Genomic DNA, 17454 nt, shown 5'->3' on the forward strand with positions numbered 1-17454 from the left:
CGCCGGTGCGCCGACCCGATTCTGGGGTCCTGACCTGACCCGGAGGACACGGAGCCGGGCACGTCACGAGCGGAAGGAACAGACAGTGGAGGCATGGGCACGGTGGTGCTACCGGCACAAGCTGGTGGTCCTGGTGCTGTGGGTGGGGGCGCTGACGGGAGTGGGCGCGGCCGGCAGCGCCGCGGGCGGCGACTACGCCAACATGTTCGGCATCCCGGGCACCGACTCGTCGCGGGCCTACGAGCGGATGGCCGAGGTCTTCCCCGAGAGCGCGGGCGACTCGGTCAGCGTCGTGTGGCGCGTCGACTCGGGCGCCGTCGGCGACGCCGCCGTACGGGACAGGCTGGAGCCGGTGCTCGCCCGGATCGGTTCCCTGCCGGGTGTCGGGGACGTCGCGGGCCCGTACGGAGCGGGGCCCGGCGGCGCGGCGCGGATCAGCGAGGACGGGCGGACAGCGTACGCGCAGGTGACCTTCGCCCAGCGGGCCGACGCCGTACCGAAGGAACTCGTCCAGGACGTCGTCGACACCGCGCAGGGCGCGGAGCGCGCCGGTCTCCGGGTGGAGCTCGGCGGGCAGGCGATCGACCGCATCGCCGAACCGCCCACCGGCATGGCCGAGTTGGTCGGGATCCTCGCTGCGGGCGTCGTCCTCTTCCTCGCCTTCGGCTCGCTCTTCTCCATGCTGCTCCCGATCACCGTGGCCGTCTTCGGTGTCGGCACGGGGCTGATGTCGACGCTGCTGCTCAGCCATGTCGTCGAGGTGCCCGAAGTGGCCTCGCTTCTCGGCTCGTTGATCGGTCTCGGCGTCGGCATCGACTACGCGCTGTTCATCGTCACCCGGCACCGCCGGGGCATTCTCGGCGGCCGATCGCCGGAGGACTCGGCCGCCCTCGCGCTCAACACGGCGGGCCGGGCCGTGCTCTTCGCCGGCGGCACCGTCTGCGTCGCGCTCGCGGGCATGCTGGTGACGCGGATGAGCTTCCTCCAGGGCGTCGTCCTCGCGACGTCGCTGACCGTCGTCCTGAGCGTGCTGGCCGCCATCACCCTGCTGCCCGCGCTGCTCGGACTGCTCGGTGACCGGGTGCTGAGCCGCCGGCAGCGCCGCCGACTGGCGGCGGAGGGACCCGAACCCGTCGAGGCCAAGGGCACGGCCGCCCGCTGGTCGGCCACTGTGCAAAGACGCCCCAGGGCGATCGCCGCCGTCGCCGTCGTCGTGATGGCCGCGCTGGCGATCCCGGTCCTGTCGCTGCGGCTCGGCGCGACCGACCAGGGCAACCACCCGGAGGACCGGACGACCCGGCAGGCGTACGACCTGCTCGCCGAGGGCTTCGGGCCCGGCTTCAACGGACCGCTCCAGCTCGTCGCGGAGACGGGTGCGCTCGGCGGCCCCGGCGACCCGGCCACCAAGGCGGCCGTGGACGCGCTGGTCGAACGGGTCGCCGCCGACGACGGCGTGGCGATGGCCGCCGCGATGCCCGCGCCCTCGGGCCCGACCGGCTCCTCCGGCGCCTTTGAGTTGTCCGTCACGGTCATCCAGGTCGTCCCGACCACCTCGCCGCAGGACGTGCGGACCGACCAGCTGATCGACCGGCTGCGCGAGGACGTCATCCCCGACTCCGGCATCGAGGCCCATGTCGGCGGAGTGACCGCCGTGTTCAAGGACTTCTCGTCGGTCACCGCCGACCGGCTTCCCGTGTTCGTCGCCACGATCATCGGCCTGGGCTTCCTGCTGCTGCTCCTCGCGTTCCGTTCGCTCGTCGTGCCGCTGACGGCCGCCGTGATGAACCTGGTCGCCGCGGCCGCGTCGTTCGGTGTGCTGGTCGCGATCTTCCAGTGGGGCTGGGGGGCCGAACTGCTCGGCTTCGGCAAGGAGGGCCCGATCACCGCGTTCCTGCCGGTGATCATGCTGTCGATGCTGTTCGGGCTCTCGATGGACTACCAGGTCTTCCTCGTCAGCCGGATGCACGAGGAGTGGGTGCACACGAAGGACAACGCCCGCGCCGTACGGGTCGGGCTCGCCGAGACCAGCCGCGTCATCAACTCCGCGGCCCTCATCATGATCTGCGTCTTCGGCGCGTTCGTGCTGAGCGGTGACACCGAGGGGGCGGTGGCCGGGGTCGGTCTGGCCGCCGCCGTCGCGCTGGACGCGTTCATCCTGCGTACGGCGCTGGTCCCGGCCGCGATGCAGTTGCTCGGACGCGCCAACTGGTGGCTGCCGGGATGGCTGGACAGACGGCTCCCGCATCTGGCCGTCGAGCCGCCCGAGGCCGCCCCGCCGACGCCCGTTCAGGAGCTTCCCAAGGAGGAGGGCATCTCCGGCGCGACCGTCGTGCACGGCTTCGTCCGTACGGAGGAGGGCGCGCCCGTCGCCGACGCCGTACTGACCCTGCTCTCGCCCGGCGGCGAACAGCTCGACCGGGTGGGGACGCTCGCCGACGGCTCGTACATCCTGAGCGCCCCCGCCGGGGGCTCGTACCTGCTGGCCGTGGTGTCACGGGAGTACGAGCCGTGGACCCGGCACATCATGGTCGGCGGCGAACCGCTCATCCATGATCTGACGCTCACCCCTTCGGAGGCCGCCTCTCCATCGCACCCGGCATGAACTCCACCAGCAGATCGTGGAGTTGACGTACGACAGGGCGCAGCAGCCGGTATCGGGAGAGTGCGATCACACGGGCGACGACCGGTGTGGCACGCTCCACGAGCCGGCGGCTGCGCGCGGCGTCCTCCGTGCGGTCGTACACCCAGAACAGCACGAGACCCATCTGCGTCAGCCACAGCAAGTACGGCAGCCGCTCGCCCAGTTCGGGGTCGATCCGGGCCGACGACCCGGCCAGTACACGCTCGTGGATGGAGACGGCGGCCTCGCGCGCCGGGGCTGAGTCCGGCGAGAAGGGACTGAGCGGGCTGTCGGGGTCGGCGGCGTTCTTGAAGAACTGCGCGGCGAAGCGGTGGTACGGCTCCGCGATGTCCAGCCACGTCAGCAGGACGCCCCGGAGACGGGCGGTCAGATCCCTCTCGCCTTCGAGCACGGGCCGGACGGCCGCCTCGTGCTCGGCGGCGATCCGGTCGTAGAAGCCCTGGACGAGATGTTCCTTGGAGGCGAAGTAGTAGTACGCGTTCCCGACGGAGACCCCGGCCTCCTTGGCGATGACCCGCATGGTCGTCCGGTCGTAACCATTCTCCTGAAAGAGGCGCAGCGCGGTTTCGAGGATGAGGGTGCGGGTCTGCTCGCTCCTGGAGGGCTTGATGTCGGTCCTGTCCGTCGTCGCTGCGGGGCCCGCCGCTTCCCTCGCACGGTCCGGACCCGAACGGTGGAGGCACGCCGCCCCACCCACGGAAATATGATGCCGCCCGCCGCCCCATCGGGAAGAGTCGGGCCCATGATGAGTGCGGAGGATGTGCTGGCCGTCCTGGATCTGCTCGACCGGGCGGGCATCGAGGTCTGGCTCGACGGCGGCTGGGGCGTGGACGCCCTGCTGTGCGAGCAGACCCGCCCCCACGAGGACCTGGACATCGTCGTACGCGCCGAGAGCCTGGGCCACTACGGGCGCACGATGCGTGACCACGGCTTCCGGCTGTTCCGCGACGACGGGCCGTACAACCACGTGCTGGTGGACGAGGGCGGCCGGCTGGTCGACGTCCACGGGGTGGACCTGGGCGCCACGCGCAGGGACGAGCGGGGTGTCGAGGTGTACGGCCCCGGCGGTCTGCCCTATCCGGTGGGTTCGCTGGCCGGCGGCGGGCGGGTCCGGGGCCGCCGGGTCGGCTGCGGCACACCGGAGTTCCAGGTCGCCTCGCACACCGGATACGCGCTCGACGAGGACGACGAACGGGACGTACTGGCCCTGCACCACCGCTTCGGCGTACCGCTGGCCGGCCGGGTGCGCGCATGGCACGAGGAGGAGGGGTGGGGCGTGCTGGACGCCGACAACCTCCGGCAGGACGTATGGGCGCACTTCTCGGCCGTCGCCGGTGAGACCGGTGTCGAACCGGTGGTGGGCCAGGCCGTCACGTTCTCCGTCGAGGAGGCCGAACAGGACGGCTACCGCCGACGCGCGGTGACGGTCTGGCCCGAAGGCACCCAAGGCACCGCGGGCACCGGGAACGAGGCGGGTACGACCGCGCCCCTCCCGTCACATGCTGCTGAGTGAGCGCGCGTACGCGACCTGCCCCATGACCTGCTGGAACGAATCCGGCCCGGTGGCCTGGACCATGGTCGAGTGGTGCTTGCCGCCGCTGGTCACCATCACCTGGATGAAGCCGGTCGTCCTGCGCTCCTTCATCAGGAGGAAGAGCAGACCGAGCAGACAGAAGAGGAAGAAGATGACCGCCAGGATGATGGCGTGCGTCGGGATCTTCTCCTCCGTACGCGACATGTCCGTCGCGTTCCACACCGCGCCGCGCAGCGGCAGCGTGCCGGACGGTGTCACGATCCCGTGGTTCATGACGGTGATGTCGCCGATCGACACCAGCGGTGCGCCGCCGCCCGCCTGCATGGCGGGAACGGGCTGGCCGGCCATCGTCGGGTCGTAGCCCTGACCGCCGGGACCGGGATAGCCGTATCCCGGGGCCGGGTTCGGATAGCCGTATCCGGGCTGGGTGGGGCCCCATCCGTAGGCGCCGTCCCCCTCCGGATTCGGGTTCGGATTCGGCTGGCTCATGTCTCCCCGCTTCCCCTGTTACTGGTCTGACTGAATCCTGGCACAGAAAGGGCCCGTCCCGTACGGGCCGTTACGGCTTTGTACGGAAACGGGCCCACGCCCGGCACGCCGGGCGCGCCGCGCTCAGAAGCGCCGGGTGATCAGCGCGCGCTTGACTTCCTGGATCGCCTTGGTGACCTCGATACCGCGCGGGCAGGCGTCCGTGCAGTTGAACGTCGTGCGGCAACGCCACACGCCGTCCTTGTCGTTGAGGATCTCCAGGCGCTGCTCGCCCGCCTCGTCACGCGAGTCGAAGATGAACCGGTGCGCGTTGACGATCGCCGCCGGGCCGAAGTACTGCCCGTCGTTCCAGAACACCGGGCACGACGACGTGCACGCCGCGCACAGGATGCACTTCGTCGTGTCGTCGAACCGCTCGCGGTCCTCGGCCGACTGAAGGCGCTCGCGCGTCGGCTCGTTGCCGCTGGTGACCAGGAACGGCATCACGTCGCGGTACGCCTGGAAGAACGGGTCCATGTCCACGATCAGGTCCTTGAGGACCGTGAGCCCCTTTATGGCCTCGACCGTGATCGGCTTCGGGTTGCCCGTCTTCTTGTCGAACGACGTGATGTCCTTGATCAGCGTCTTGCACGCGAGCCGGTTCTTGCCGTTGATCCGCATCGCGTCCGAGCCGCAGATCCCGTGCGCGCAGGAGCGCCGGAAGGTCAGCGAGCCGTCGACGTCCCACTTGATCTTGTGGAGGGCGTCGAGCACACGCTCCTTGGGGTCGATCTCGATCGAGAAGTCCTCCCAGCGGGACTCGTCGGAGACCTCCGGGTTGAAGCGGCGGATCCGCAGCGTCACCGTGATGTACGGCGAAGTCGCGGACTCGTCCTCGACCTTGTCCAGTAGGGGAGTTGCCATCAGTACTTACGCTCCATCGGCTGGTAGCGGGTCTGGACGACCGGCTTGTAGTCGAGACGGATGGACTCCGTGCCGTCGTCGCCGACCTCGCGGTACGCCATGGTGTGGCGCATGAAGTTCACGTCGTCCCGGTTGGGGAAGTCCTCGCGGTAGTGACCGCCACGCGACTCCTTGCGGGCGAGCGCCGACACGGCCATCACCTCGGCCAGGTCGAGCAGGTTGCCCAGTTCGACGGCCTCCAGCAGATCCGTGTTGAAGCGCCGGCCCTTGTCCTGGATGGACACTCGCAGATAGCGATCGCGTAGCTCGCCGATCTTCTCGACGGCCGTCTTGATCGTCTGCTCGGTGCGGAAGACCATGACGTTCGCGTCCATGGTCTCCTGGAGTTCGCGGCGGATGTCCGCCACGCGCTCGTCGCCCGTGGAGTCACGCAGCCGCTTGATCTGCGACTCGACCAGTTCGGCCGGGTTCTCCGGGAGTTCGACGTGCTCGCTCTTGGCCGCGTACTCGGCGGCGGCGATCCCCGAGCGCTTGCCGAAGACGTTGATGTCGAGCAGCGAGTTGGTGCCGAGCCGGTTGGCGCCGTGCACCGACACGCACGCGACCTCGCCGGCCGCGTACAGACCGGGCACGACCGTCGTGTTGTCGCGCAGGACTTCGCCCTGGACGTTGGTCGGGATGCCGCCCATCGCGTAGTGCGCGGTGGGCTGGATCGGGATCGGGTCCGTGTACGGCTCGATGCCCAGGTACGTACGGGCGAACTCGGTGATGTCCGGGAGCTTGGCGTCCAGTTGCTCCGGCGGCAGGTGCGTCAGGTCGAGGTAGACGTGGTCGCCCTCGGGACCGCAGCCGCGGCCCTCGCGGATCTCGGTGTAGATCGACCGCGAGACGACGTCACGCGAGGCGAGGTCCTTCATGACGGGCGCGTACTTCTCCATGAAGCGCTCGCCGTCCTTGTTACGGAGGATGCCGCCCTCACCGCGGGCGCCCTCCGTGAGGAGGATGCCCATGCGCCAGATGCCCGTGGGGTGGAACTGGAAGAACTCCATGTCCTCCAGCGGCAGTCCGCGCCGGTAGCAGGCAGCCTGGCCGTCACCGGTGAGCGTGTGCGCGTTGGACGTCACCTTGAAGAACTTGCCGGTGCCGCCGGACGCGTAGATGACCGACTTCGCCTGGAAGACATGGATCTCGCCGGTGGCCAGCTCGTAGGCGACCACACCCGCCGACGTCTTGACGCCGTCGATCTCCACGATCAACTGGTCGAGGACGTAGAACTCGTTGAAGAACTCCACACCCTCCTTGACGCAGTTCTGGTAGAGCGTCTGGAGGATCATGTGGCCGGTGCGGTCCGCCGCGTAGCAGGACCGGCGGACCGGGGCCTCGCCGTGGTTGCGGGAGTGGCCGCCGAAGCGGCGCTGGTCGATGGTGCCGCCCGGCGTCCTGTTGAACGGCAGGCCCATCTTCTCCAGGTCCAGGACGGCGTCGATGGCCTCCTTCGCCAGGATCTCGGCGGCGTCCTGGTCGACCAGGTAGTCGCCGCCCTTGATGGTGTCGAAGGTGTGCCACTCCCAGTTGTCCTCCTCCACGTTGGCGAGCGCGGCGGCCATACCGCCCTGCGCGGCGCCCGTGTGGGACCTGGTGGGATACAGCTTCGTCAGCACGGCGGTGCGGCTGCGCTTCGTCGACTCGATGGCCGCGCGCATACCGGCGCCGCCGGCGCCGACGATGACGGTGTCGTACTTATGGATCTTCATTGCTCTCGTCAGCCCCGGCTTCAGCGGATGTTCGGGTCGAAGGTGAAGATCACCAGCGTGCCCAGAAGGATGGTGAACACCGTGGCGGTGTACAGCAGGCCCTTGAGCCACAGGCGCGTGTTGGCACGCTCCGCGTAGTCGTTGATGATCGTGCGCATGCCGTTGGCGCCGTGCAGCATCGCCAGCCACAGCATCAGCAGATCCCAGGCCTGCCAGAACGGGGACGCCCAGCGGCCGGCCACGAAGGCGAAGCCGATCTTGGTGACGCCGCCGTCCAGCACGAGCTGGATGAGCAGGTGGCCGATGACCAGGACGACGAGGACGACGCCGGACAGGCGCATGAACAGCCAGGCGGCCATCTCGAAGTTGCCGCGCGTCGCCTTGGGGGTCTTCGCGGTGCGCTTGCGCGGCGGCTCGATGAGCGGCGCCGGGTTGTCGACGTCGTAGACGCTCACGCTCTCGACGGGACTGATCGCGGCGGTGGAACCGGTCGCGGTGGTGTCTGCGGACATCGGGTCAGTTCCCCCAGAGTTCGCGAGCGGCGTGGCCGAGCACGGGGTAGATGGCGCCCAGCATGAGGACGAGCCAGACACCCACGACGCTCCAGAGCATCTGCTTCTGGTAGCGCGGGCCCTTGGACCAGAAGTCCACGGCGATGACGCGCAGGCCGTTGAGAGCGTGGAAGAGGACGGCGGCCACGAGGCCGTACTCCATCAGGCCGACGAGAGGCGTCTTGTAGGTCGCTACGACGTCGTCGTAGGCCTCGGGGGAGACGCGGACGAGTGCGGTGTCCACCACATGGACGAACAGGAAGAAGAAGATGGTGACGCCGGTGACTCGATGAGCCACCCATGACCACATTCCTTCCCGGCCGCGGTACAGCGTTCCTGCCGGCACGGAAAAGCCCTCCGGGAGCGGTGAATAGGGGCCGGCCGCCATCTTCTACTCGATGAAGCACAGTGGTGTCGGTCGCGCCCGGCCGGGTACGGTCCACCGGCCCCGGCCATCGTAGCGACGCTTTGTCGGTTCGATCGCCCGGGGGCCCATCGGTGTGATCAAACAGGCAGTCAAACAGCCACGGACGGGCTATCCGGACGGCCGGAGTCGCTGGATTCCTGCGAAACACGGGGTGCGGGCGGTCCGTCGGCCACGAGGCGCGCGACCCGGGAGCGGGCGAGGCGGCGCAGTTCGTCGGCGGCGACGGCGCGCTCCTCGTCGGGATCGTGGGTGAGCCTCTCGCGGATTGTGGTCAGCACCTGGTTCAGGCGCTCCTCGGGACGAAAGTGGTCGAGGCTGATGACGAAGGCGTGGCCGAAACTGCTCTCGTACGCGGCGTGCGCGGCCCGCAGCGCGGTCCTGGCGGCGAGTGGCGCCGCGTGGTGGGGGTCGGCGGACGACTCGTCGGCGAGCGCTTCGGCGAGATCCGTCCGGGACAGGTCGTAACTCGCCTCGTCGGCGGCGGCGAGGAGCGCGTCCACGGTCGGATACGGGCGGTGGTCGGTGAGCCGACGGGCCCAGCGGAGGTTTCCGCAGCAGGCCAGCAGGGCGTGCTCGACGGTGTCGGCCGGGGCGGTGTTGAAGCGCGCCAGGCCGGCGTGGGAATCGCTGGACAGCGTGGGCTCCTGGCGGGAGTGGCCGGCATCGGCCGACCGTGGTGGCGGAAGTGATGGGAGATAAGGGCGGGACGGATGTTTCACAACGCTATCGACGGTGGATGACGGGTGCCCGACAGATGCGCGAATTTCACCCGGACGGGACGCCCTCGGCTCGCGCGATGGGCAGGGACATGGGACGTTCGCCCTACTTCCTTCCTCTATCTCCATGCAAGGGATGATCACGGATGAGGTGGAACTCCCCAGCGACACTGGTGGGCGGCGCCGCGACAGTGGCGGCAGCCGTCACCCTCACGGTGGTGGCCTGGCCCGACGCCACCCCGCCCGACCACAGCGCCCCGGCGGGATCGACCACCGCACCGCCGGACGGCCCCAGGTCCGAGGCCTCGTCGGCGCGGTCCGACACCCGCCCGGCCGCACCCACCCCCTCGGGCAGCGGCGCGCTCTCGAAGGCGCCGAACGTCGTGCCCTCGGTGCGGAAGTTCGAGGCGGCCCCCGCATCCGGCTGGCGCCCCTCCGGCGACAGCGCCGTCGTGATCGCCAAGAACAGCGGGAAGCTGGCCGACGAAGGGCAGCTCCTCGCCAAGGAGCTGAAGATCGACTACCGGGGCGCCGTCGCGGCCGGGGCCGGTGACATCGAGCTGGCCCTGGAGTCGGGCAAGCAGGCGGACCCCGAGTCGTACACCCTCACCACACGCGACGGGCGCGTCCGGATCGCCGGGCCCGACGAGGCCGGGGTCTTCTACGGCACCCGCACGGTCAAGCAGTCGGTGCGCGCGGACGGGGCGATACCCGAGGGCGTCGTACAGGACCAGCCCGACCGCCCGCAGCGCGGACTCAACCTCGACATCGCGCGCAAGTACTACACCGCCGGCTGGATCGAGAACCGGCTGCGCGAGATGGCCGACCTCAAACTCAACCAGCTCGGCCTGCACTTCTCCGACGACCAGGGCTTCCGTATCGCCTCCGACACGCACCCCGAGATCGTCTCCCAGCAGCACCTCACCAAGGCCGAGGTCCGGGGAATCATCGCGCTCGCCGGGCGGCTGCACATCGACATCATTCCCGAGATCGACTCACCCGGGCATCTGGGCGCCGTGATGGCGCCCCACCCCGAGCTGCAACTGCGGAACGTGAACGGGCAGCCCACCCGGGGGGCCATCGACATCTCGCAGCCCGCCGCCGCGAAGATCGTGGACGACCTGCTGCGCGAGTACGACACCTTGTTCCCGGGGCCGTACTGGCACATCGGCGCCGACGAGTACCAGGCGCTCGTGGTCAGCGACCCCGAGGCGTCCTTCCCCCAACTGGCCGCCGCCGCGAAGAAGAAGTACGGCGCCGACGCCAAGGTCCAGGACCTCGCGACCGGTTGGATGAACGACCGCGCCGCCGTGGTCCGGCCCAAGAAGAAGGACATCCAGGCCTGGAACGACGGCTTCTTCGCCGGCGGTGTCGTCAAGGCCGACAAGAACCTCCAGGTCGACTACTGGACCGGCAAGGAGATCGGCGCGCGCCCCCCGCTGGACTATCTGCGCGAGGGCCGGTCCGTGGTGAACCTCAACGACGAGTTCCTCTACTACGTACTCGGCCAGCCGAACGACTTCGTGTACCCGACCGGTCAGCGGATCTACGAGCAGTGGACCCCGCTGGTGCTGCGCGGTACGACGCCGGTGCCCGAGAAGTACTCGAAGCAGATCCTCGGCGCACGGTTCGCGGTGTGGGGCGACATCGCGAACGCGCAGACACCGGCCCAGGTGGCCGCCGGGATCCAACTGCCGCTGGCGGCAATGTCGCAGAAGGTGTGGAACCCGGTGAAACCGGGGCTCACCTGGGCGGAGTTCAAGTCGCTGGCGAACAAGGTGAGCGGATGAGGACGGGCGCGGACCGCGAGCGGCTTGATCGGCGCGGTCCGTCATTCGGGACAAAACAGGTTCCGCGCGGTTCTTCCTCGCGTACCGAACCACAAGTCTGAGCCATCAGTGACGTATTTCAGCCGCCGGGCGCTGTAATGAGCAGTATTCTGCCCGCGACGGGAGACGTGAATGAGCCTGGTGGAACTGATTGTTCAGGCGGATGAGCGGGGCCTCGCCGCGAGCGGGGTCGCCTGCCTCGACCGCTGCCTGCCCCTGCTCGCCGACGAAGGCGAGGTGTTGCGCCCCCTCTGGTCCGGTATCGCCGACGGACAGGAGACCTGGGCCCCGCGGCTCGCGGTGGCCAGGGAGGCGATGGAGTCCGCCGTCATCGGCGACGAAACGGCGATCCTCGTACGGAAGATGCTCGCCGCCGCACCCTCCGAGTGGGCGGCGGAGCCGTTGCGCGGCTGGTCCGACAGCTGCTCCGTCGTGGCGCTGGAGATCCACCAGCAGTTCGACGTGGTGGGGGACCGGGTCATCGGCGCTCCCGGCACCGTCGAGAGCGGCGCGTACAGCGGCTGGGTGGAGCGCTGCCGTACGGGAGTGGCCGCGGGCCCCGACGGGGAGCCCGGCGTCGGGCCGTTCGTCGCCGGGCCGCTGGTCTCCGGTGAACTGCGCCGCCAGATCCAGATCCTGGAAATCCTGGCCGAAACGGCCGGCGCGGCGGGTTTGCGCCAGGCACTGGATCTTTCGACGGAGGGCCAGCGAGTGCTGCGGGCCGTCGTCTCGCGCCGAGCCAGAGCCCGAAGCTGAGGTCCGTCGGCCGTACCGGCACGGTGCTCCCACAGGTCGACATGCGCCCCGAGGGCCGCGTCGCGCTGCCTGAAAGCGGGCGAACGGGCAGGCCACGGAGGTGTGCGCGGGGGCTGGAGAGGACGACCGGGGCCGCCACCCCCCACAGGAGAGGCCCCGGTCGTCGTCCGGCGGGGACGCTTGGCGGCCCCGTACTCATGTCAGCGCCAGGAGAGCGTTTTCTGTCACACCGAGGTCGGAAGGCAGGTTGTTGCCGGTTGTACAAATTATGGACTTGGGCATCCGAGAGGCCGTAGCGTGCAGGAGCGCGTGGGGGCGCGCGGCAGTGACCAGCTGCGATTCAGGACGGGTTGAGTGGAGTGCTGGGGGACGACGCGGAGCTCACCGCCGCGGTGCTCGCGGCACAGGACGGGAACGAGAACGCGTTCCGGACTGTGTACCGCGCCGTGCACCCGCGGTTGTTGGCCTACATACGAACGCTCGTCGGCGAGCCTGATGCCGAGGACGTGGCTTCTGAGGCCTGGCTCCAGATAGCCAGGGACCTCGAACGCTTCAGCGGCGACGCCGACCGCTTCCGCGGCTGGACCGCGCGGATAGCGCGGAACCGCGCTCTCGACCACATACGGATGCGGGGCAGGCGCCCGGCATCCGGCAGCGACGAGACGGAGCTGGCGGGCAAGGCGGCCGATTCGGACACGGCGGACGAGGCGATGGAGGCCCTGTCCACGGGTACGACGATGGCGCTGATCGCCCAACTGCCGCAGGACCAGGCCGAGGCCGTCGTACTGCGCGTCGTGGTCGGACTCGACGCGAAGAGCGCGGCGCGCACGCTCGGCAAGCGGCCCGGTGCCGTCCGGACGGCGGCGCACCGCGGACTCAAGCGGCTGGCCGAACTGCTCGGCGCCGACGATCCGGAGGACCCGGAGTACCGTGAGAACCCGGCGGGTCCGGACAGTGCCGACCGCACCGCGCACGGCGGCGCGGCGAACGGCCTGGAGCTGCGATCCGTACCGCCCCAGCGCGGTCGCCACCAGGGCGCTCCCGAGCCTGCCGGTGTGACGCATTCGCCGCCGGGGACGCAGAAGGACATGTGATGGCGCACGAGCGTGAGACGTGGCTCGACCACGGCGCCGCGGAGCTTCTGCTGCGCGGCCGGCAGGTCGAGACCGCCGACATGCACGCCCAGGCGCAGGCCGACCGGCTCGCCAGGGTTCTGGAGGAAATCGCGTACGCCGCGTACGCGGGCCGGGTCGCCGACGGGACCCCGCGTGCGGGTACGGGTGCGTCCTCGGTCGAGACCTCGGATGAACTGCCCGGTGAGGCCGCCGCGCTCGCCGCGTACCGGCAGGCCGTCGGGACGGCGGGGCGAAGCGTGTCGTCCGGCCGGGACGCCGAGGCGGACGCCGGCGCCGACGGCATCGGGACCGTACGGCTCGGGCCCGAGCGCCGCGGGGACCGGATTCCGCGCTTCGGACGCCCGTTGCGGCTGGGGCTGGCCGCCGCCATGGCCGGATGCGCGCTGAGCGGTGTGGCCGCCGGAGCCGGTTATCTGTACGCGCCGTCCGCCGGTGAGAGCCAGCCGCAGCCGACGAACTCCGTCTCGGGCGTCGTGACACCGGAACCCCTGGCGTCCGACTCGCCGAGCGACAGCAGCCCTCCGGCCTCCCCGGACGACCTGCCGGGCGGCACGGGCGCGGGCCCGATCGTGCCCGGCGCCTCCGGCTCCGCGACCGGGACGGACACGTCCGGCGATCCGGCGCACAAGCGCCGGGGCGAGAAGGGCCAGACGTCCTCGGGCAACGGCTGGAAGAACGGCGACGGAGAGAAGTGGTACGCCAAACTCGTCCAGGCCTGCCACGAGTACCGCAACGGCACCATCGCCGTCGGAACAAAGAAGTTCCTGGAGAGCGCGGCCAAGGGACCGCAGGGCGTCACCCGCTTCTGTGAGCAGTTGCTGAGCGACGGCCCGGACGACGACGACGGCCATTACGAAGGCGCTCCCGGCAGCGGCGGCATCGGCGGTGGCAACGGCCCGCAGATCGGCGGCCCCACCGAGGGAGGTCCCTCCCACGGCGGCGGATCCGGCGGCGGTGGCGGCAACGGTGGCGGTATCGGCGGCGGGACCGGTGGGTCCGTGGCGCCGCCGAGCGGATGGCCGGGCGGTGACTACGGCGAGACGATCGGGATGAACCCGCCCACACCCGATGCCGACGACGCCGACGGCGCGAGTCTGCCGCCCCTGCTCCCGGCGATGCCCGGCGGAGACGCCGACCCGGACTCCGCCCCGGACGCGGACACCGGTACCGGCGAATCGCCCGCGCCGACGCCTGCCCCGGAATCCGACCCCGCTCCCGCCCCCGATCCCGACCTCTCCGCCCCTTAGCCGACCGCGATTTTCGGCCAGGATCGGCACCCCGGATCCGAGTGTGACGTTTTTTCGCGCTGTGGCGCAGTAAAGAGTGAGCCGACTGGTCATCGGCCGCGTCAGAGCCGGGGTTCCCCCCGTACCTTCGGCTCGACGCACAGTTGGCGCGGGCGGGATACGTTCCCCCGGTCCCGCCCGCGCCTCTCAATCCCACCGTCACCCCCGTCCCCCGGGCGCCCAGTTTTGGCGTGAAACCTCAACTTCCGCACGCGCGCGCCGTCGACTGCACGTTCACCCGCGAGCGGGATCCGCTACCAGTAGACGACGACCTTGTCGCCCGTCCGCACCTGGTCGAACAGCGAGGCGATCTTCTTCTCGTCGCGTACGTTGACGCATCCGTGCGAGGCCCCGCTGTAGCCCCTGGCCGCGAAGTCCGCCGAGTAGTGCACCGCCTGGCCGCCGCTGAAGAACATCGCGTACGGCATCGGGGTGTCGTACAGCGTCGAGACGTGGTGCCGGGACTTCCAGCCGACCTTGAACACGCCCTCACGGGTCGGTGTGTACTGCGAGCCGAACCGGACGTCCATCGTCGACATCACCTTGCCGTCGATCATCCAGGACAGTGACCGGCTGGTCTTGCTGATGCACAGCACCCGGCCCGTCATGCACCGTTCGTCCGGCTTCGGCGGCGGGGGCTTCTCGACGGCCGGCGGGCGCAGCTGGGCGGCCGTCGGCTTCTTCGTCATCCCGAGCAGCCTCTGCCAGGTGACGGTGTCGGTCGTGCCGGTGCGCGGCAGGCCGCGCTTGGCCTGGAAGGAGGAGACGGCGTCGGCCGTGACCGTGCCGTAGTAGCCGGTGGGGGCGCGGTTGAAGTGGGCGATCTGGCGCAGCCTGGCCTGGAGTTCACGGACCTGGTCGCCCTCGGCGCCGCTCGCCAGCACGATCTTCGGCTTCGGCGGCGCGGGCTTCTCGGTCGCGGTCTTCGACGGCGCCGGGGACGGCGTGGCCGGCGGCTTCGACGCGGCGGCCGGTCTGTCCGACGGCGTGCCGGACGCGGGTCCGGCCGGCTCGATCCGGACTCCGGTGCCGCTGCTCCGCTTCTCGTCCGCGCCCGCAGGATCGGTCGCGACCTGCGCCGAACAGCCGGCCGTGACCGCGAGCACGGCGCCCGTGGCGAGCGCGACGCGGAGCGTGGACGTACGCGCTCGCGTCCGCGGCCGCGTTGATGATCTGGGCAACTTCGTCCCCCTGTCTGCCACTGAGCTGTCCGATGGCGAGTACGGCGAGTGTGGCGAATGGTCTTTGAGCTTGCGGTTGTGCCGAGCGTCGTGCCGGACCGTTCAGCCGGCACGCATCTCCTGAGACATCTCAGGACCCGTTCCGGTTGCCCGGACGAGCGCGTCTGCGGGTAAAAACTTCCGGGCAGCGGAAATTCACCCCGGAGACACCGAAAAGAATGCGCGTCTCGACCGACGAGCCTTCCTGACGGACACCGTCCCGCGCAACCACGCATAACCGGATAGCCGAAACCGGAAGCGGGCCGGCGAATCCCCGCCGGAAGCGGGCCCGACACTCCGGAAGGCTCATATCGCCGTGCCGGCGGCGCCCGCATGATGGACGCGACGACAACCCTGAGCAGGAGCGACGGAGGCGGAGCGGATGGCGCACGAGCCCGGCGAAGAAGGAGCGGCACGACGGACGGAGAGCGGTGTGCCGGTCGAGCCGGTCTACGGCCCCGAGGCACTGGCCGGCTGGGACCCGGCCGAGCGGCTCGGCGAACCGGGCTCGTACCCGTACACCCGAGGCGTGTACCCGTCGATGTACACCGGCCGGCCGTGGACCATGCGCCAGTACGCGGGCTTCGGCACCGCCGTCGAGTCCAACGCCCGCTACCGGCAGCTGATCGCCCATGGCACCACCGGCCTCTCCGTCGCCTTCGACCTGCCCACCCAGATGGGCCACGACAGCGACGCGCCGATCGCGAGCGGCGAGGTCGGCAAGGTCGGGGTCGCCATCGACTCCGTCGACGACATGCGGATCCTCTTCGACGGGATCCCGCTGGACCAGGTCTCCACGTCGATGACGATCAACGCACCGGCCGCGCTCCTGCTGCTGCTCTACCAACTGGTCGCCGAGGAACAGGGCGTACCAGCCGCGGCGCTCACCGGCACCGTGCAGAACGACGTGCTCAAGGAGTACATCGCCCGCGGCACCTACATCTTCCCGCCGAAGCCCTCACTGCGGCTGATCGCGGACATTTTCCAGTACTGCCGGACGGAGATTCCCCGCTGGAACACGATCTCGATCTCCGGCTATCACATGGCCGAGGCGGGGGCGACGCCCGCGCAGGAGATCGCGTTCACGCTGGCGGACGGTATCGAATACGTCCGTACGGCCGTCGCCGCCGGAATGGACGTGGACGACTTCGCGCCCCGGCTCTCCTTCTTCTTCGTCGCGCGTACGACGATTCTCGAAGAAGTGGCCAAATTCCGTGCCGCGCGCCGCATTTGGGCCAGAGTGATGCGCGAGGAATTCGGCGCGCGGAATCCCAAGTCACTGATGCTCCGCTTCCACACGCAGACGGCGGGTGTGCAGCTCACCGCGCAGCAGCCCGAGGTGAACCTCGTACGGGTCGCGGTGCAGGGGCTGGCCGCCGTCCTCGGCGGTACGCAGTCGCTGCACACGAACTCCTTCGACGAGGCGATCGCGCTCCCGACGGACAAGTCGGCGCGCCTCGCGCTGCGTACGCAGCAGGTGCTCGCGTACGAGACCGATGTCACCGCGACCGTCGACCCGTTCGCCGGTTCGTACGCCGTGGAGAGGATGACGGACGACGTGGAGGAGGCGGCGCTGGCCCTGATGACCCGCGTCGAGGACCTCGGCGGCGCGGTCGAGGCCATCGAACGCGGCTTCCAGAAGGGCGAGATCGAGCGGAGCGCGTACGCCGTCGCACGCGAGACGGACAGCGGGGAGCGCGTCGTGGTCGGCGTCAACCGCTACCGGCTGGACGAGGAGGAGCCGTACGAGCCACTGCGCGTCGACCCGGCGATCGAGGCCCAGCAGGCGGCCCGGCTGGCGACCCTGCGCGCGGAGCGCGACCAGGACGAGGTGGACGCAGCGCTGTCGGAGCTGCGGCGGGCGGCGGAGGGGGAGACGGACAACGTGCTGTACCCGATGAAGCGGGCGCTCAAGGCGCGGGCGACGGTGGGGGAGGTGTGCGACGCGCTGCGGGAGGTGTGGGGCGCGTACGTGCCGACCGAGGTGTTCTGAAGAACGCCGAAGGGCGGGCACGGACGGAGAATCCCGTCCGTGCCCGCCCGGCTCGTGTTGTTCCTAGGTCGTGTCTTCGAAGTAGCGCCGTCCGCCCGCAGGGCGGGGCCCGCGGTGGCTGGTGCGGTGCATCGCAAGGCGGAGGATCGGCCTTGTGGATGGACCAGCCGTACTTGGCCGACTCCGACAACGCGGCGAGGTGCCGTGCCAGGCGTCGCG

15 protein-coding genes are annotated in these 17454 nt (G+C 70.1%); 7 read left to right on the top strand and 8 right to left on the bottom strand.

The genetic code is table 11. From position 1 onward, the window contains the following. Window positions 1-85: 85 nt before the first annotated feature. Window positions 86-2602, top strand: a complete 2517-nt coding sequence (locus ACFWHU_RS09440; protein ID WP_387224518.1) for an MMPL family transporter — start codon at window positions 86-88, stop codon at window positions 2600-2602. Here ACFWHU_RS09440 and ACFWHU_RS09445 read toward each other — a convergent pair. Beyond that, window positions 2562-3251, bottom strand: a complete 690-nt coding sequence (locus ACFWHU_RS09445) for a TetR/AcrR family transcriptional regulator (protein ID WP_385791747.1) — start codon at window positions 3249-3251, stop codon at window positions 2562-2564. The genes ACFWHU_RS09440 and ACFWHU_RS09445 overlap by 41 nt on opposite strands. A gap of 132 nt (window positions 3252-3383) precedes the next feature. Between ACFWHU_RS09445 and ACFWHU_RS09450 the strand changes: the two genes are divergently transcribed. Beyond that, complete coding sequence (locus ACFWHU_RS09450; RefSeq protein ID WP_387224519.1) at window positions 3384-4154, top strand: nucleotidyltransferase domain-containing protein; 771 nt, start codon at window positions 3384-3386, stop codon at window positions 4152-4154. On the opposite strand, the gene ACFWHU_RS09455 is transcribed toward ACFWHU_RS09450, so the two are convergent. From ACFWHU_RS09455 to ACFWHU_RS09480, 6 genes are all read right to left on the bottom strand, one after another. Further along, window positions 4137-4664, bottom strand: a complete 528-nt coding sequence (locus ACFWHU_RS09455; RefSeq protein ID WP_385791374.1) for a hypothetical protein — start codon at window positions 4662-4664, stop codon at window positions 4137-4139. The two genes, ACFWHU_RS09450 and ACFWHU_RS09455, sit on opposite strands and share 18 nt — an antisense overlap. A gap of 123 nt (window positions 4665-4787) precedes the next feature. Beyond that, window positions 4788-5567, bottom strand: coding sequence for a succinate dehydrogenase iron-sulfur subunit (locus ACFWHU_RS09460; RefSeq protein WP_385791372.1), 780 nt, complete (start codon window positions 5565-5567; stop codon window positions 4788-4790). Continuing rightward, window positions 5567-7321, bottom strand: coding sequence for a succinate dehydrogenase flavoprotein subunit (gene sdhA, locus ACFWHU_RS09465; RefSeq protein ID WP_385791370.1), 1755 nt, complete (start codon window positions 7319-7321; stop codon window positions 5567-5569). Before sdhA ends, ACFWHU_RS09460 begins: the two co-directional genes overlap by 1 nt. Before the next feature lie 20 nt (window positions 7322-7341). Then, window positions 7342-7833 carry a succinate dehydrogenase hydrophobic membrane anchor subunit gene (locus ACFWHU_RS09470; protein ID WP_381794744.1) on the bottom strand — a complete coding sequence of 164 codons (492 nt, stop codon included), beginning with the start codon at window positions 7831-7833 and terminating at the stop codon, window positions 7342-7344. A 4-nt stretch (window positions 7834-7837) separates the two neighbouring features. Further along, window positions 7838-8218, bottom strand: a complete 381-nt coding sequence (gene sdhC, locus ACFWHU_RS09475; RefSeq protein ID WP_078075423.1) for a succinate dehydrogenase, cytochrome b556 subunit — start codon at window positions 8216-8218, stop codon at window positions 7838-7840. A gap of 170 nt (window positions 8219-8388) precedes the next feature. After that, on the bottom strand, window positions 8389-9018 hold the full coding sequence (locus ACFWHU_RS09480) for a 2-oxo-4-hydroxy-4-carboxy-5-ureidoimidazoline decarboxylase (RefSeq protein WP_387224520.1): 630 nt from the start codon (window positions 9016-9018) through the stop codon (window positions 8389-8391). 143 nt (window positions 9019-9161) lie between these two features. On the opposite strand from ACFWHU_RS09480, the gene ACFWHU_RS09485 reads away from it, so the two are divergent. The 4 genes from ACFWHU_RS09485 (at window position 9162) to ACFWHU_RS09500 (ending at window position 13983) form a co-directional block, all read left to right on the top strand. Beyond that, entirely contained in the window at window positions 9162-10805 is a 1644-nt protein-coding gene (locus ACFWHU_RS09485) for a glycoside hydrolase family 20 protein (protein WP_387224521.1), read from the top strand. A 171-nt stretch (window positions 10806-10976) separates the two neighbouring features. Continuing rightward, the gene (locus ACFWHU_RS09490) at window positions 10977-11600 is read left to right on the top strand and encodes a hypothetical protein (RefSeq protein WP_385791363.1); all 624 of its coding nucleotides are present in this window, start codon (window positions 10977-10979) and stop codon (window positions 11598-11600) included. Window positions 11601-11959: 359 nt separating this feature from the next. Continuing rightward, a complete protein-coding gene (locus ACFWHU_RS09495; RefSeq protein WP_385791745.1) occupies window positions 11960-12694 on the top strand; it encodes an RNA polymerase sigma factor in 735 nt (244 codons plus the stop codon). Then, window positions 12694-13983 carry a hypothetical protein gene (locus tag ACFWHU_RS09500; protein WP_387224522.1) on the top strand — a complete coding sequence of 430 codons (1290 nt, stop codon included), beginning with the start codon at window positions 12694-12696 and terminating at the stop codon, window positions 13981-13983. The genes ACFWHU_RS09495 and ACFWHU_RS09500 overlap by 1 nt, the downstream gene beginning before the upstream one ends. Window positions 13984-14276: 293 nt before the next feature. Here ACFWHU_RS09500 and ACFWHU_RS09505 read toward each other — a convergent pair whose 3' ends face one another. Then, window positions 14277-15203 (bottom strand): L,D-transpeptidase family protein, encoded by a 927-nt coding sequence (locus tag ACFWHU_RS09505; protein WP_387224523.1) that lies wholly within the window; start codon window positions 15201-15203, stop codon window positions 14277-14279. Window positions 15204-15624: 421 nt separating this feature from the next. On the opposite strand from ACFWHU_RS09505, the gene ACFWHU_RS09510 reads away from it, so the two are divergent. Beyond that, window positions 15625-17235, top strand: a complete 1611-nt coding sequence (locus ACFWHU_RS09510) for a methylmalonyl-CoA mutase (protein WP_387224524.1) — start codon at window positions 15625-15627, stop codon at window positions 17233-17235. Window positions 17236-17454 lie beyond the last annotated feature (219 nt).

It is taken from the genome of Streptomyces sp. NPDC060366, assembly GCF_042725135.1.
Taxonomy (GTDB): Bacteria; Actinomycetota; Actinomycetes; order Streptomycetales; family Streptomycetaceae; genus Streptomyces.